Source organism: Actinoplanes sp. URMC 104, from assembly GCF_051386375.1.
GTDB lineage: Bacteria > Actinomycetota > Actinomycetes > Mycobacteriales > Micromonosporaceae > Actinoplanes.
In genome coordinates, this window is sequence record NZ_JBPQTO010000011.1 from 136,889 (window position 1) to 154,801 (window position 17,913).

General features: G+C 76.0%; 2 protein-coding genes (1 of these 2 running past the window's edge). Both read right to left on the reverse strand.

All coding sequences use genetic code 11. The features are described 5' to 3' along the window. Nucleotides 1–2,775: the start of an amino acid adenylation domain-containing protein gene (locus tag ACSNN8_RS26425; protein ID WP_436652257.1), read on the reverse strand. Its footprint begins 9,687 nt before the window's first position; only the first 2,775 of its 12,462 coding nucleotides appear in the window; its start codon is at nt 2,773–2,775; its stop codon lies off the left edge, out of view. After that, nucleotides 2,772–17,858, reverse strand: a complete 15,087-nt coding sequence (locus ACSNN8_RS26430; protein ID WP_436652258.1) for an amino acid adenylation domain-containing protein — start codon at nt 17,856–17,858, stop codon at nt 2,772–2,774. The genes ACSNN8_RS26425 and ACSNN8_RS26430 overlap by 4 nt, the downstream gene beginning before the upstream one ends. Nucleotides 17,859–17,913: the final 55 nt, after the last annotated feature.

Below are 17,913 nucleotides of genomic sequence, written 5' to 3' on the forward strand. Positions count from 1 at the left end.
CGCCGGCGCCCCTTGCCCACCGCCGCCATCGCCGCCATCGCCATCGCCGCAGCCATCGCCATCGCCGCAGCCATCGCCGCCGCAGCCATCGCCGCCGCCGCAGCCATCGCCGCCGCCGCAGCCATCGCCGCCGCCGCAGCCATCGCCGTCGCCGTCGCCGTCGTCCCCCGTGCCGTCGAGCAGCCCCGCGTTGACGAGCTCCTGCCCCAGCGACGGCGTGACGTCCAGCGCGTCGATGCCGTGCCGGCGCACGTACGCCACGAACAGGTCGGCGTCCCGGCGCGTCTCGTCGTCGAGCAGGTGCAGCTCATGCCCCGCAACGAGCCAGAGCAGCCCCTCCCACGAGGTGTCGAACGTCAGCGCCGCCGACAGCGCCACCCTGACCCGCCGCCCACCCGCCGTCGGCACGAACAGCCGCTCGCGGTGGTGGTAAAACAGGTTCGCCAAGCTGCCGTGCTCGACCACCACGCCCTTGGGCCGCCCCGTAGACCCCGACGTGTAGATCAGGTACGCCCCCGACCGCCCGTCGACCCCACCACCCGCAACATCACGCTCATCAAGATCGCCGGTGGGCCACCGCCTCCCCCGCCCACCCAGGGAGGGGGCCACCCTACGCCCTTCTGAGCCACCGCCTCCGGTTGTCCACAGGCCGCCGCCGACCGAGCTGTCGCCGTTTGTCGTCCACAGGCCGCCGCCGACCGAGTTGTCGCCGTTTGTCGTCCACAGGTTGTCGCCGACCGAGCCGCCGCCGCTTGTCGTCCACAGGACGTCGCCGACCGAGCTGTCGCCGTTTGTCGTCCACAGGTTGTCGCTGGCCGAGCCGCCGCTGTCTGTGGTCCACCGGTCGCCGACCGAGCCCGTATCCGCAGCGTTCGTCGTCCACAAGCGGCCGCCGGCCGAGCCGCTTTCCGGGCCTGCATCGGAGCCGTCCGCCCTCCACAGGTCGCCGACCGAGCCGGTATCCACACCCTCCGTCGTCCACAAGCGGCCGCCAACCGAGCCTGCATCCCCGTCAGGACCGGCGTCGGTCGTCCACAGGGCGGACCCCTCGCCGGCGACTCCGCCACGAGGACCTGCGCGATCGATGTCCCCGGCGGCTTGGGCGACCAGATCGGGCGTCACCACGACGGCCGGGGCGGCATCCTGCAGCAGATAGTCGATGCGCTCCCGCGGGTAATCCACATCGATCGGCAGGTAGATGCCACCCGAGCGCAGCGCGGCAAGCCAGGCCACAACCGCGTCCGCGGTGCGGGGCAGCAGCACGGCGACGACCCGCTCGGGGCCGGCGCCGCGCGCGACGAGAACCCGCGCCAGGGCGTCGACCCGCGAGGCCAGCTCGGCGTAGGTCAGGGCGACAGCCCCGAATTGCAGCGCGACGGCCTCGGGCATGCGGGCGACGGTGGCGTCGAACTCGTCGAGCAGGAGGGTGGACGGCACGGCCAGGTGGGTGGAGGCCTCCGGGGGCGTGGCGGCCGGCTGCAGTGCACAGACCCGGGTCTCGGGGTCGTCGGCGAAGGCGCCGAGCAGGGTGACGAGCCGGTCCAGCACGCGTTCGGCGGCTGCCCGGTCGAGCAGGTCGGGCCGGTACTCGGCGCCCAGCACGAGGTCGTCGCCGGGCACGGCGGTGATGGTGAGCGGGTAGTGCGTGGCGTCGCTGCCGGTCACGGCGGTGAGGTGCAGGCCGGACGCGTCTTCGAGGGCGCGCAGGCCGTCGCTGTCGAGGGGGTAGCTCTCGAAGACGAGCAGGGTGTCGAAGAGCGGGCCGAGCCCGGCCTGGCGCTGGATGGTGGCGAGGCCTACGTGCTGGTGGTCGAGCAGGGCGGCCTGTTCGGCCTGCAGGCGGCGCAGGAGACGGGTCCAGGTCTCGGCGGGGTCGAGACGCACGCGCACGGGCACGGTGTTGATGAACAGGCCCACCATCTCGTCGACGCCGGCGAGCGCGGGCGGGCGGCCGCTCACGGTGGCGCCGAGGACGACATCGTCGCGGCCGGTTCGTTCGGCGAGCACGAGCGCGAGCGCGCCCTGCACGACCGTGTTGACGGTCAGCCCGCGGTCGCGAGCGGCTGCGGCGATGCGTCCGGCGTCGACGGTCCGCTCGAGGATCTGCGGCTCGGCGGAGCTCCGGACGGCGTCGCCGCCGGCAGGAAGCGAGGAATCGGCGGCGGCGCCGCCGGCGAGGAGGGTGGGCTCGGACAGGCCTGCCAGCGCGTCGCGCCAGGCCTGTTCGGCGGCGTCTCGGTCCTGGCGGGCCACCCAGGCCAGGTAGTCCTTGTAAGGGCGGGCGCGCGGCGGCTCGCCGCCGGCGTAGTGGGTGAGCAGGTCCCGCACGAGCAGGGGCGCGGACCAGCCGTCGAGCAAAATGTGGTGGGCGGTCAGCACCAGGCGGTGCCGGGCAGGGCCGAGGCGCAGCAGCATCCAGCGCAGCAGCGGCGGCTTGGCGAGGTCGAACGGGCGGCGGCGCTCGGCCTCGATGAAGGCGTCGGCGTCGTGGCCGGTCAGGTCGAGCGTCTCGAAAACGGCCGTAAGTGAGACGGGGATCAGCTGCACGGGCTGCCCGGCCTTGCGCGGGCGGAACGCGGCGCGCAGGTTGGCGTGGCGGTCCAGCACGGCCTGGGCGGCGGCGCGCAGCCGGGCCGGGTCGAGCTCACCGTCGAGGGTCAGCACCTGCTGCACGACGTACACGTCGTCGTCGCCGGCGTACGCGGACAGGAAGTACAGGCCCTCCTGCAGCGGCGACAGCGGCAGGATGTCCTGCAGTCCGCCCGGGCTGGTCACGAAAGCCTCCACTCGTCCTCGAACGCGTCGATCTCGTCCTGGTCGAGGGTCACCAGGAGGTCGGATGGGGTGTGGCCGCCACCGTCGGCGGCGGCCTCGCGGAGCCGGTCGAGCGCGTCGCGCAGCCGGTCGGCGAGCTGGTGCACGTCGGCGGCGGTGAGCACGCCGTCCACGTAGGACAGCCGGATGTCCAGTTCGGGACCGCCCGGCAGGTCGGCGGTCGCGGCGTTGATCTCGAGGGCCTGCCCGGCCGGGAAGGCGGGGTCGAGCCCGTCGCCGAGCGAGTCGTTGCCGGTAGCGGCCGCCCAGTCGCCGGTGTCCGCGGCCATCCGGCCCAGATAGTTGAACAGGATCTCAGGGACGGGCGATTTCGGGAGCGAGTCGCGGAGGAGCCCGTAGCCGATGCCGTTGTCGGGCACGGCCCGCAGCTGCTCCTTGACCCGCTTGAGCGCGGCCGTGGGGTCGTCGCCGCCCGGGTCGAGCCGGACGGGATAGTCCGTGGTGAACCAGCCGACCGTACGGGTGAGGTCCGCGCCGGGCACGACGTGTTCCTCACGCCCGTGGCCCTCCAGCCGCAGCAGCACACCGGAGCCGGCGGTCGCCGGTCGCCACTCGCGGACGGCGAGGGCGAGCCCGGTCAGCAGCACGTCCTGCACGCCCGCGTGGAACGCCGCCGGCACATCCGTGAGCAACGGCTGGGTCCGCGACGGGTCGAGCCGCAGCGTGTGCCTGCGCAGATCGGCGACCGTGCCGCCGCCCGGCGCGCCGATCGAGGCCACCGGCGCGTCCAGAATCCCGCGCCAGTACGGCAGTTCGGCGCTGCGATCCACCGCCGCGAGGCCGGTCGCCCACGCGCGCAGCGACGTGCCCACCGGTGGCAGCGGAGCACCGCTGGTGGCGGCGGCCAGGTCGCTCACGATGATGCGCCACGAGACGCCGTCGACGACGAGGTGATGGCCGACCAGCAGCAGCTCGCGCCGCGCGGGGAACCAGACCGCCTGCAGCATCACGCCCCGCGCCGGGTCGAGCCGACGTACGGCCGCGGTGTGCTCTTCTTCGAGGGCCCCGTCGCTCTGCCGCACGACGGCGGTGACGGCGCCGCGGGGCGGGATGACGAGCCCGTCGGGTGTCCAGCGGGCGCGCAGCGCATCGTGGTGGTCGAGGACGGCCTGCAGCGCGGCGGTGAGCGACCGGTGGGTGAGGCTCGCGGGGACGCGCAGCAGCAGCGACTGGTTGAAGGTGTCGATCGGCGCGCCCAGCGAGCGCAGCCACGCCACGATCGGCGTGACCGGCACCGGGCCGATCGCCGGCGAGGCAGGTGTTTCGCGGCGGGCGGAGGATCCGGCCACCTCGGCGAGCGCGGCGACGGTCTGCAGCTCGAAGACCTGGCGGGCCGACAGCTCCAGGCCGGCGGCGCGGGCCCGGGACACCAGCTGCAGCGCGACGATGCTGTCGCCGCCGAGCGCGAAGAAGCCCTCGTCGACGCCCACCTCGTCGAGCCCGAGCACCTCGGCGACGAGCGTGGCGAGCAGCTCCTGCACGACGGTGGCGGGACGGTCGACCGTACGCTCTCCGACCGGCTCGGGAAGCGCGGCGCGGTCCACCTTGCCCGCGGCGGTGAGCGGCAACGCGTCCAGCACGACAACCGCCGCCGGTACGAGGTAGTCGGGCAGTTTCGCGGCGGCGGTGGCCTTCACCGCGTCGCCGTCCACCGCGCCCGCGACGTACCCGACGAGCCGGCCCTCGCGGGCGACGACCGCGGCGTGCCGGACGCCCGGGTGTCCGGAAAGGACGGCGGCGACCTCGCCCGGCTCGATGCGGAACCCGCGGATCTTGACCTGGTCGTCGGCTCGGCCCAGGAACTCCAGCTGCCCGTCGGTGGCGCGGCGCACGACGTCGCCGGTGCGGTACATGACCGTGCCCGCGGCGCCGAAGGGGTCGGCCACGAAACGCTCGGCGGTGAGCGCGGGCCGCCCGAGATAGCCGCGGGCCAGGCCGGCGCCCGCGAGGTACAGCTCGCCCGGCACGCCCGCGGGCACGGGACGAAGCCGGCGGTCGAGGACGTACGCGCTCTTGTTGCGGTCCGGCCGGCCGATCAGCACCGGCTCGCCGGGCACGCATTCCCAGTATGTGGAGTTGACCGTCGCCTCGGTGGGCCCGTACGCGTTGAGCATGCGGTGCGTGCCGGCCCAGCGCCCCACGAGCTCGGCGGGCAGCCGGTCCGCGCCGACCACCACGGTGACCCCCTCCGGCAGCCAGGGCACGGCGCCGAGGGCGGCCGGGGGCAGCGCGAAGTGGGTGACAGCGCTGTCCCGGACGAACTCCGCGAACCCCTCGCCGAGCCGCTTCTCCTCGGGCGTGATGACGAGCGTGGCGCCGCGCAGCAGCGTGACGGCGAGCTCCGCGACGGTCACGTCGAAGCTGGGCGACGCGAACTGCGCGACCCGGCTGCCCGGGCCGGCCCGCCAGGTCTCGGCGAACGTGTCGGCCAGGTCGGCCAGGCCCGCGTGCGGGACGACGACGCCCTTGGGCCTGCCCGTCGAGCCGGAGGTGAAGATGACGTACGCCGCGTTGTCCGGCGTGATCGGCAGCTGCACCGCGGAGTCGTCCTCGGCGAGCTCGTCCGGGCGTACGAGCGGCACGCCCGCCGGGGCCTCGGCGGCGACCACGAGCACCGGGGTGGCGTCCTCGGCCAGCGCGGCGATCCGCTCGGCCGGATACGACGGGTCGACGGGCAGGTAGGCGCCGCCGGCCTTGGACACGGCCAGCTCGGCCACGAACAGGTCGGCCGAGCGCGGCAGCAGCACCATCACGATGCGGTCCGGGCCGGCGCCGCGGGCGATCAGCGTGCGGGCGAGGCGGTTGGTGAGCCGGTCCAGCTCCGCGAATGTGAGGCGGCGGTCGCCGTCCTCGAGGGCGACTGCTTCCGGGGTACGGGCGACCTGCTCGGCGAAGAGCTGGGGAAGCGTTTTCCGCGGGCTCGGCGCCCGCACTCCCTGCCAGCCGGTCGCGAGGGCCTCGCGCTCCGCGGCCGAGAAGACGTCCAGTTCGGACACTCGGCGCTGCGGCGCGGCGACCGCGTCGGTCAGCAGCCGGGTCAGCCGCTCGGCGAGGGTGGCGGCGGTGGCCGCGTCGAACAGGTCGGCGCTGTACTCGACGATGCCCTGCAGGCCGTCCACGCCGTCCCGCTCGGTGACGACCACGCCGAGGTCGAACTGGGCGACGCCGGTGTCGATCGGCAGCGGCTCGGTGACCAGCCCCGGCAGCCCGGGATGCTCGGCGGGCACGTGCTGGAACGCGACCATCACCTGGAACAGCGGGTTGCGGCCGGGCGAGCGCTGCGGGTCGACCGCCTCGACGACCCGGTCGAACGGCACGTCGGCGTTGCCGAACGCGGCCAGGTCGGCGTCGCGGACGCGGGCGAGCAGGTCGGTGAACGCCGGGTCGCCGCCGACGTCGGCGCGCAGCACGAGCGTGTTGACGAAGAACCCGGCGAGCTGGTCGAGCCGCTGGTCGGGACGGCCCGCGACGGGGCTGCCGAGCGGGATGTCGTCGCCCGCGCCGAGCCGGCTGAGCAGCGCGGCGAGCGCCGCCTGCAGCACCATGAACGGCGTGGTACCGGTGCGGCGGGCCAGCTGACGCAGCCGGCGGTGGCTGCCGGCGTCCACCTCGAACGCGACGATGCCGCCGGTGTGCGAGGCGACCGCGGGCCGCGGGCGGTCGGCCGGCAGGGACAGCTCGGCCGGGACACCGGAAAGGGCTTTCCGCCAGAACTCCAGCTGCCCTTCCTGGGTACGGTCGAGGAGCTCGCGCTGCCAGAGGGCGTAGTCGGCGTACTGGACCGGCAGCGGCTGCCAGCCCGGCGCGGCGCCGCGGCTGCGGGCGGCGTACGCGGTGCCCAGGTCGGCGATGAGCCGCCCCTCCGACCACTCGTCGGTGACGATGTGATGCAGGAGCAGCAGCAGGACGTGGCTGTCCGGCGCGAGCCGCAGCAGGTGCGGCCGGACGAGCAGCTCGGACTCGAGGGTGAACGCGTGACGCGAGGCCTCGGTGAGCCGCGCGGGCAGGTCCTGCTCCGTGCACTCGGCTTCGTGCCACCGGGGGCGTACGCCGGAAAGGATCTGCTGGGCGGGACGGCCGTCCACCGTGGGGAAGACCGTGCGCAAAGCCTCGTGGCGTTCGAGGACGTCGTCGAGCGCAGCACGCAGGGCGGGCACGTCGAGACGGCCGGTCAGGCGCAGCGCGAACGCCACGTTGTAGGTGGGGCCGGGACCGTTGAGCTGGTGGTGCAGCCACAGGCGGTGCTGGGCCGGCGAGACGGGCAGCGGTTCGGGGCGCTCGCGCAGCCTCAGCTCCGTCAAGTCGATTCCCGGCCCGGTGCGCTCCAGCTGCGCCGCGAGCGCGGTCACGGTCGGCGCGTCGAACACGGTCCGCACGGCCAGCGGGACGCCGAGGACCGCGCGGACCCGGGCGGCGAGCGCGGTGACGGTCAGCGAGTGGCCGCCCAGCGCGAAGAAGTCGTCGTTCGTGCCCACCCTGTCCAGGCCGAGCACCTCGGCGACCAGGCCGGCGAGGATCTCCTCGGTGGGCGTGCGCGGCGTGCCGGCGGTGGCGAGCTCGGCGAAGTCGGGCTCGGGCAGCGCGCGCCGGTCGACCTTGCCGGCCACCGTGGTCGGGATCGCGTCGAGGGCCACGACCGCGGCGGGCACGAGGTGATCCGGGAGGCGCTCGGCGGCCCAGTCCCGTACGCCGGTGGTGTCTCCGACGACGTACGCCACCAGGCGGCCCTCGTGCGCGACGACCACCGCCTGCCGCACCTCCGGGTGGCCGGTGAGCGCGGCGGCTACCTCGCCCGGCTCCACCCGGAAGCCGCGGATCTTCACCTGGTCGTCGGCGCGGCCCATGAACTCCAGCCGCCCGTCGGCCGTCCACCGCACCACATCCCCCGTGCGGTACATCCGTTCGCCGTGCTGCCACGGGTCGGCCACGAACCGGGTCGCCGTCAGCGCCGCGCGGTCCTTGTAGCCGCGGCCCAGCTGGGCGCCCGCCAGATACAGCTCCCCCGCGACGCCCGGCGCCACCGGCCGGAGCCAGCCGTCCAGGACGTACGCCCGGGTGTTGCCGATCGGGGCGCCGACGAGCGGTCCGTCGCTGTCGGACACCCACGCGATCAGCGTGTCGACCGTGCACTCGGTCGGGCCGTACAGGTTGACGCCCGTGGTCTGCGGCGCCTGCCGCAGTGCGGACCAGACGTGCGGGTCGGCCGCCTCGCCGCCGAGCGCCACCATCGCCGGTCCCGCGTCGAGCAGCCCGGCGGCCACCAGCGGCGCGGCCAGCGACGGCGTCACGTCGAGGAAGTCGATGCCGTGGTCGCGGACGTACGCGACGAACAGCTCGGGGTCGCGGCGGGTGTCGTCGTCGAGCAGGTGCAGCTCGTGCCCGGCGATCAGCCAGAGCAGGCCCTCCCACGACGTGTCGAAGACCAGCGCCGCGCTCAGCGCCGCCCTCCTGCGGCGGCCCGCGGCCGTCGGCTCGATCAGCGCCGCCCGGTGGTGGGCGTACAGGTTCGCGAGGCTGCCGTGCTCGACCACCACGCCCTTGGGCCGCCCCGTCGACCCCGACGTGTAGATCAGGTACGCCCCCGACCGCCCGTCGATCTCCCCACTCGCAAGATCAAGATCGCCGGTGGGCCACCGCCTCCCCCGCCCACCCAGGGACGGGGCCACCCTACGCCCCTCCGAGCCGCCGCCGTCCGTTGTCCACAGGCTGCCACCCGAGCCGCTGTCCGGGCCCCAATCGGCGGCGTCCGTCGTCCACAGGCTGCCGCTGTCCGAGCCCGCCTCGGCCGCCCTCGTCCACAGACCCCCGACCGAGCCGGCCTCGTCAGCGTTCGTCGTCCACAGGCCGCCGCCGACCGGGCCGGCATCCGGGCCCGAGTCGCCCGCACCCGTCCACAGCCCGCTCCCCTCGCCACCGGATCCTGCGCCGACGGCCTCAGCGACCACCGAGGGCGTCACCACGACGACCGGATCCGCGTCCTCCAGCAGATAGTCGATCCGCTCCCGCGGATACTCCACGTCGATCGGCAGATAGATCCCACCCGACCGCAGCGCGGCAAGCCAGCCCACAACCGCATCAGCGGTCCGCGGCAGCAGCACAGCCACGACCTTCTCCGGCCCCGCACCCCGCGCGACGAGCACCCGTGCCAGAGCGTCCACCCGCGCCCCCAGCTCCGCGTACGTGAGAGCGACCTCCCCGAACCGCAGAGCCACCGCCTCCGGCATCCGCGCCACGGTCGCGGCGAACTCGTCGAGTACCGTGCCGCCGACCGTGGCCCCGCCGGCGACGGCAGCCGGCTGCGCCCCCGCCACCGGCAGAGCAGCCAGCCGCGCCTCCGGCGCCGCCACGAAGGCGTCGAGCAACTCCCGCACCCGCCCCAGCAGACGCGTCGCGGCGGCAGCGTCGTACAGGTCGGGACGGTGCTCGAGCCGCAGGCGCAGGGCGGCGTGCGGCACCACGACGAGGCTGAGCGGATAGTGGGTGGCGTCCACCGGGATGCCCCCGCCGATCGTGAGCCCGCCGGCGTCGGCGACGGCGGTGCCGGTCGGGTAGCTCTCGAACACGGTCAGCGTGTCGAACAGGTCCCCCAGCCCGGCCAGGCGCTGGATGTCGGCGAGCCCGACGTGCTGGTGGTCCAGCAGCGCCGCCTGGTCGGCCTGCACCCGGCGTAGCAGCTGGGCCCAGGTCTCGTGCGGCCGCAACCGGATCCGCACGGGCACGGTGTTGATGAACAGCCCCACCATGTCCTCGACGCCGGGCAGCGCCGCCGGCCGGCCGCTCACCGTGGCGCCGAACACGAGGTCGTCGCGGCCGGTCAGCTCGGCGAGCAGCAGCGCCCACGCGCCCTGCACGACGGTGTTCAGCGTCAGCCCGTGGCTGCGGGCGGCGGCCGTCAGCTCGGCGGTGGCCGCCTCGTCGAGCACGATCTCGGCGACCTCGGGCAGCCCCGCCGTCGAGGGCGCGCCCGGGGCGACCAGGGTGGGTTCCTCCAGACCGGCCAGGGCGTCACGCCAGGCTCCCGCGGCGACGGCGGGGTCCTGCGCGGCGAGCCAGGCCAGATAGTCGCGGTACGGGCGGGGGGCCGGGCCGGGCTCGCCGGCGTAGAGGCGGAACAGGTCGCGCACGGCCAGCGGCCCGGACCAGCCGTCCATCAGCAGGTGGTGCTGGGTGAGCACGAGCCGGTGGTTGTCCTCGGCAAGGGTCACCAGCACGAAGCGCAGCAGCGGCGCGGCGGCCGGGTCGAACCGGCGGCGGCGCTCGTCGGCGACGATCCGCTCGACGTCGCCGCCGGTCACGTGCGTGAACGGCACCTCGACGGCGGCCGGGATCGCCTGCACGGCACGCCCGGTGCTGGTGCGGACGAAGCCGCCGCGCAGGTTCGGGTAGCGGTCGAGCAGCCCGGCGGCGGACGCCCGCAGCCGCTCGGCGTCGACCGGGCCGCGCAGCGTGAACACCTGCTGCACGGTGTAGACGTCGGCGCCGGCGTCGAGCCCGGCCAGATAGAACAGGCCCTCCTGCAGCGGCGACAGCGGCAGCACGTCGACCACACCGGGGCCCAGTTCGGCGAGCTCGGCCTGCCCGAGACCGGACAGCGGCACGTCGTCCGGGGTGAGCGCGCCCGCGTCCGGCTCCAGCGCGGCGGCGCGCACGGCGACGAGCGCGGCGAGCCAGTCGTCGGCGAGGCGGCGTACCTCGGCCTCGTCCACGGCCGACGCCGGGTAGCCGAACGTGGCCCGCAGCACCGGCCCGTCGGCGGTGTCCACGGCGGACACGTCGATGGCGATCCGGTGGCGCAGCGGCATGTGCGGCGAGGCGACGGCGTGCGCGGCGGGCAGCTCGGGCGCCGGCCCCCACGCCGTCCGGGCCCCGCCGCCGAACCGGCCCAGATAGTTGAACAGCACCTCGGGCTCGGCGCCGGGCAGCGCGCCGGGCTCGCCGAGGTACCGCAGCAGGCCGTACGGGACCCCGCCGTCCGGGATCGCGCGCAGCCGCCCACGGACCGCACGCAGCACCGCGGCCGGGCCACCCTCGGCGGACGGGAGCCGCACCGGGTACTCGCTGGTGAACCACCCGACCGTACGGACCAGGTCGGCACCGGGGACGAGCTGTTCGGCGCGGCCGTGCCCCTCCAGCGCGACCAGCGGCTCGGCGGCGCGCCGGGACAGGGCCAGGGCGAGCCCCGCCACCAGCACCTCCTGCACCCCGGCGCGGAACGTCTCGGGAACCGTGGTGAGCAGCGGCGCGGTGATCGACGCGTCGACCGTGACCGTCAGCCGCCGCAGGGTCGCCGCGGTGTCGCGCGCCGGGTCGAGCGCGCTGCCGGCGGCCCCGGCGAGCATCCGCCGCCACGGCTCGGGGTCGGCGCTCGCGGCCGCGGTGCGCAGCCCCTTCGCCCACGCCCGGAACGACGTGCCCTCGCGCTGCGGCTGCTCGCCCGCCGCGGCGGCGGCGACGTCCTCCGCGAGGATGCGCCACGACACCCCGTCCACGACGAGGTGGTGCGCGACCAGCAGCAGCCGGCCGTCGTCGCCGCCCCGGTCGAACCAGACCGCCTGCAGCATCACGCCCGCGCCGGGGTCGAGCCGGTCGGCGGCGGCCTCCCGCTCGGCGGCGACGAGCTCGCGCAGGTCCGCGCCGCGCGCGTCGACCACCCGCAGCGGCACGTCGGCGGTTGTGGCGGGCACGTCGAGCGTCCACCGGCCGCCGGCGGGCACCAGCCGGGCGCGCAGCAGCTCGTGCGGCGCGACCGCGGCCCGCAGCACGCGCCGCACCTCCTGGTCGCGCACCCCTGCGGGCGTACGGAGAAGGATCGCCTGCGAGTACCGGTCGACCGGCGCGCCGAGCTCGCGCAGCCAGGCGACGATCGGGGTCTCGGGCACGACGCCGGTCGCGTCCCCGGCGCCGACCGCGGTCTCGGCCACCGGCTCGGCCACGAGCGCCAGCTCCGCGACGCTCTGGTGCTCGAACACCTGCCGCGGTGTGAGGCGCAACCCCGCCGCGCGGGCGCGGGACACGAGCTGGATGGAGAGGATGCTGTCGCCGCCGAGCGCGAAGAACCCGTCGTGCCGTCCCACCGCCGCCGGGTCGAGGCCGAGCAGGCCGGCGACCAGCCCGGCGAGGGTCTGCTCGACCGGGGTGGCGGGGTGTTCCGCGGCCGGCGCGGCGGCGGGCGGCTCGGGCAGTGCCTGCCGGTCGACCTTGCCGGAGGCCGTGAGCGGCAACGCGTCCAGCAGCACGACGGCCGACGGAACCAGCGGTCCGGGCAGGACGGCGGCGGCGTGCGCCCGCAGCTCCTCCGGGGTGACGGCGGCGCGCGTCACGACGTACGCGCAAAGCCTTTTGCCCCTGCGGACGACGGCCGCCTGCGCGACGGCGGGGTGGGCGGCGAGGACGGCTTCGATCTCGGCGGGCTCGACCCGGAAGCCGCGCAGCTGCACCTGATCGTCGGTGCGGCCGAGGAACTCCAGCTCGCCGGCCGCGGTGCGGCGCACGAGGTCGCCGGTGCGGTAGAGGCGGGCGCCGGGCTCGCCGTACGGGTCGGCGACGAAGCGCTCGGCGGTGAGCGCGGGCCGGCCGAGGTAGCCGCGGGCGAGGCCGGCGCCGCCGAGGTACAGCTCGCCGGGCACGCCGGGCGGCACCTCGCGGAGGCGCTCGTCGAGCACGTGCGCGGTGCGGTCGACCTCGGGCCGTCCGATGAGGACCGGGCCGTCCGTGGCGATCCAGCTGGTGGCCGTCACCGTCGTCTCTGTGGGGCCGTACGCGTTGACGAGCCGGCGGCCGCGCCGCCAGCGGGCCACCTCGTCGGCGGAGGTGGCCTCGCCGCCGATGGTGACGGTGACGCCGGCCGGGATGGCGGTCCCGGGCAGGGTGGCGAGCAGGGCGGGCGGCAGGTCGACGTGGGTGAGCCGCTTCGCGGTGACGAACTCGCCCAGCGCGGCGCCCAGGCGGGCGTCCTCGGGCACCACGACGAGCGTGCCGCCGGACAGGATCGAGGCGGCGAGCTCGCTGAACACCACGTCGACCGCCGGGGAGGCGAACTGGGCGGCGCGGGTGTGCGGGCCGGTTCCGAAGATGTCGCGGACGCTCTCGACCAGGGCGGCGAGGCCGGCGTGCGGCACGAGCACGCCCTTGGGGCGGCCGGTGGAGCCGGAGGTGTAGATGACGTACGCGGTGTGGGCGGGGTCGACGGGGACGGCTGGGTCGGTGGTGTCGTCGGTTAGGTCGCTGACCAGCACGAACGGCGGGTTGTCCACAGGCTCGCGCGCGGCGGCCGGCGACGGCGTAGGGTCGCCCTCCCAGGGCGGGCGGGGGAGGCGGTGGCCGTACCGGGCATGATCATCGGCGAACCGGTCGCCGTACCGGGCATGATCGTCGGCGAACCGGTCGCCGTGCCGGGCATGATCATCGGTGATCACGCAGACGGGGCGGGCGTCGGCGAGCTGGCCGGCGATGTGCGCCGCAGGGTGGTGCACGTCGAGCGGCAGACAGGCCGCGCCGGTCCGGGTCACGGCGAGCAGCGCCACGACAAGCTCGGCCGAGCGAGGGAGCAGCACGCCGACGACGCGCTCGGGCGCGGCCCCGGCGGCGACGAGGCGGTGGGCGAGCCGGTTGGCGAGGGCGTCGAGCTGGGCGTACGTGAGGGTGCGGTCGCCGTCCTCGACAGCGATCGCGGAGGGCCGCGCGGCCACCTGCGCCGCGAAGAGCCGGCCGAGCGTACGAGGGGCGACCTTCCGCCGTACGCCCTCGGAGGCGGAACGCTCGGCCGGGGTGAGCAGGTCGACAGCGCCGATCCGGCGGTCGGGCGCGGCCGTGACCGCCTCGAGCAGACGCACGAAACGCTCGGCCAGCGAAGCCGCGGTGGACTCGTCGAACAGGTCGGCCCGGTACTCGAGGCTGCCCAGCAGCCCGCCGTCGCGCTCGGCGACGTCGAACGTGAGGTCGAACTTGGCGGTGCCGGTGGGCACGAGCCGCGGCGCGACGGTGAGGCCGGGGAAACCGGCGACCTCGGGCAGCGCGGCCTGATAGGACACCATCACGGAGAACAGCGGGTGGTGCGCGAGCGTGCGGGCCGGGTTCAGCTCCTCGACGAGGCGCTCGAACGGCAGGTCCTGGTGGGCCAGCGCGGCCAGGTCGGTGGCGCGCACCCGGCCGAGCAGCTCGGAAAAGGTGGGGTCGCCGGAGACGTCGGTGCGCAGCACGACGGTGTTGACGAAGAACCCGACGAGCCGCTCGAGGCTGTCCTCGCCGCGGCCGGCGACGGGGGTGCCGAGCGGGAGGTCGTCGCCCGCGCCGAGGCGGTTGAGCAGCGCGGCGACGGCGGCCTGCACGGCCATGAACGGGGTGACGCCGTGCCGGCGGGCCAGCGTCCGCAGGCTGCCGGGCACGGCGAAGTGCACGGTGCCGCCCGCGGGTGAGGCGACGGCGGGGCGCGGGCGGTCGGTGGGCAGCCGCAGGGTCTCGGGCGCGCCGGCCAGCTCCGCGCGCCAGAACGCGAGGTCTTCCTCGACGGGCAGGGCGTTGTGCCAGGCGGCGTAGTCGCTGTAGCGCACCGGCAGCGGCGGCCAGGCCGGGGCCTCGCCGCGCAGGCGGGCGGCGTACGCGGTGGCGAGGTCCTCGAGCATCGGCGTGAGCGACCACTCGTCGCCGGCGATGTGGTGCACCACCAGCAGCAGGGTGTGGTCGTGCGGGCCGCGCGAGGTCAGGTGCGCGCGCAGCGGGGCCACGGTGGCCAGGTCGAAGGGCCGCGTGAGCGGGTCCTCCGGCGTGAGCTCGACGGCCGGGGGAAGGACGACGGGGTACGGCTCCCCGTTGCGCTCGGCGAAGACGGTGCGCAGCGGCTCGTGCCGTTCCGCCAGGTCGTTGAGGGCGGCGCGGAGCGCGGGCACGTCGAGCGGGCCGGTGAGGTCGAGCGCGAGCGGCAGGTTGTAGGTGGCGTCGGGCCCGCCCAGCCGCGACAGGAACCACAGGCGGCGCTGGGCGTGCGACAGCTCCCGCTTCTCGACGCGCACGGGGCCGGGCCGGGCGGCGCCCGCCGCGTGCGCGAGCCGGGCGGCGAGCGCGGCCACGGTGGGGGCGTCGAAGACGTCGCGCAGGGCGAGGTCGGCGCCGAGGAGCGTCCGCACCCGGGCGGCGACGCGGGCGGCGAGCAGCGAGTGCCCGCCGAGCGCGAAGAAGTCGTCGCGGCGCCCGACCGACGGCACGCCGAGCACGTCGGCGAAGATGCCGGCGAGCAGCTCCTCGGTGGGGGTGCGGGCGGTCTCCGGCGCCGCGTCCGCAGTGGAGGGCGCGGGCAGCGCGCCCCGGTCCAGCTTGCCGTTCGGGGTGGTGGGCAGCGCGTCGAGTGCGACGATCGCGGACGGCACCATGTAGTCGGGCAGCTCGGCGGCGGCACGCTCGCGCAGCCCGTCGACCGGGCCCACGACGTACGCCACCAGGCGGCGGTCGCCGGGCCGGTCCTCGCGGACGACGGCCACCGCGCGGGTCACGCCGGGCGCGGCCGCCAGCACGGCCTCGACCTCGCCGAGCTCGATGCGGAAGCCGCGCAGCTTCACCTGGTGGTCGACCCGGCCGAGCACATCGAGGTCGCCGCCGGGCAGCCGCCGCGCCAGGTCGCCGGTGCGGTACATGCGCTCGCCGGGGTGGAACGGGTCGGCGACGAAGCGCGCGGCGGTCAGCGACGGGCGGCCGAGGTAGCCGCGGGCCACTCCGGCGCCCGCGAGGTAGAGCTCGCCCGCGAAGCCGTCCGGCGCCGGCCGCAGCGCGGCGTCGAGGACGTACGCCCGGGTGTTCCCGATCGGCCGGCCGACGGTGACCGTGTCGCCGGCGAGCCGGGCCGCGGTCGACCAGATGGTGGTCTCGGTCGGCCCGTACAGGTTGGTGACCGAGGCGGCGTGCCGGCGCAGCTCGGCGGCGAGCGGGGCGGGCAGCGGTTCGCCGCCGGCGAGCACGCGCACCCCGGTCACGGCCGAGGCGCCGCCCGGCACGTCCGCCAGGGCCTGCCACAGCGTCGGCGTGGCCTGCACGACGGTGGCGCCGGTCTCGCGGACGAGCCGCGCCAGCGCGTACGGGTCCTGCACGGTCTCCTTGGCGGCGAGCACGACGGCCGCGCCGGTCAGCAGCGGCAGATACAGCTCCAGCCCGGAGATGTCGAAGCTGACGGTGGTGACGGCCAGCAGCCGGTCGCCGGGGCCGAGCGGCACCTCGTCGCGCATCGCCAGCAGGAAGTTGACGAGGTTCTCGCGGGTGACGACGACGCCCTTGGGCCGCCCGGTCGAGCCCGAGGTGTAGAGCACGTACGCGGCGGCGCCGGCCTCGAAGGCGGGCTCGGGCGCGGCGCCGGTGGGCCACGGCTGGTCGACGCGCAGCACGTTCCCGTCGGCCGGCCGGTCGGTGACCAGCAGCGCCGGCCGGCTGTCGGCCAGCATCCACGCGAGCCGGTCGGCCGGGAAGTCCGGATCGAGCGGCAGGTACGTGGCCCCGGCGCGCTGCACGGCCAGCAGCGCGACGAGCAGGTCCGCGCCGCGGGGCAGGCACACGGCGACGATCTGCCCCGGCCGGACCCCCCGCGCGGCGAGCGCACCGGCGAGCCGCTCGACCCGTCCGGCGAGGTCCGCATAGGACAGTTCGGGCCCGCCCGGCACCTGAAGGGCAAGGGCTTCGGGCGTACGCCGTGCCTGCGCCAGCCACAGCGCGGTGAAGTCCTGCCCCGGCAGCGCGCGGGCGGTGTCGTCCTCGGCGGGCGACGCGCCCGCGAGGCCGAGCCGCCCAGTGGGCGTCGCCACGTCCGTGGCCGCGACCGTGCCCAGCAACTCCGCCAGGCGCGTGGCGTGGCCGGCGAGCGTGTCCGCCGCGTACCGGGAAGGGTTCGCGTCGACGACGAGCTCAAGCACGTCCCCGCCGCGGTCGTCGAGGGTGACCGAGAGGTCCTCGACGGGCCCGGCCGCGAGGTAGCGCGGGGTGCCCGCCACGCCGGCGAAGTCCAGAGTGGCGCCGAACGGCTTGATGTTCACCCACGGCCCGACGAGACGCCGGTCCCCGCCGATCAGGCCGAGGTCGCGGCGGATGTCCTCGCCGCGGTAGCGCTGGTGCGGCCGGATCGCGCGCACCTCGGCGGCCACCCGGGCGATCAGGGCGGCGAGCGTGTCGGCGGGCGACACCGCCAGGCGCAGCGGCAGCACGTTGACGGCGGTGACCGGCACGCGGGCGGCCACCGAGCCGAGCCGTCCCATCATCGGCAGGCCCAGCACGACCTCACCGGCGCCGGTGAGCCGGTGCAGGTACAGCGCGGTGGCCGCGAGCACGGCCTCGACGCGGGTGGCGCCGGCAGCCCGGCCGGCCGCGGTGAGCCCGCGGCCCACCTCGGCGGGCAGGGTGATGCGGTGGCGCAGGAAGGTGGGGCCGGGCCGCGCCGGGCCGCCGGACAGGTCGGCCACCTGCGCGCCGGCCAGGCGGGCGCGCCAGAACTCGCGGTCCTCGGCGTGCCGGGCGGACTCCCGGTAGGCCCGGTCCTCGGCCACCACGTCGGCGAGCGACCCGAACGGGCTCGGCGCCGGCTCGGCGCCCCGCGCCAGCGCCGTGTAGACGGCGGCGAGCCGCCGGGCCACGAGCGCCGAGGTGTAGGCGTCCATGACGATGTGGTGGCAGCGCTGGTACCAGGTCCAGCGGCCCGGCCCGCGGCGGATCAGCGCCTCGGCGAAGACCGGCCCGGCCGCCAGGTCGATGGGGGTGCCGAGGTCGTCGCGCATCCACCGCTCGGCGGCGTCGTCGTCCCCGGCGTCGACCACGGCCAGCTGCCAGTCCGGGTCGCCGACGACCTGGCTCGGGATGCCGTCCTGCTCGGCGTAGCGGGTCCGCAGCGGCGCGGCCTCGCCGATCACCCGGCGCAGGGCCCCCTCGAACAGTGCCGGGTCGACCTCGCCGTCGAGGTCCACGCAGGCGGCCGTGGTGTAGGCGGGCCCCGGGTCGAGGTGCTGGGCGTACCAGACCCCGGCCTGGGCCGCGGTGAGAGCGAGACGGTCGGGCACGGGTTGCTCCTGAAGGCGCGCAGGGCGGAGCGCGCCGCGCCGGAGCCCGGCGCGG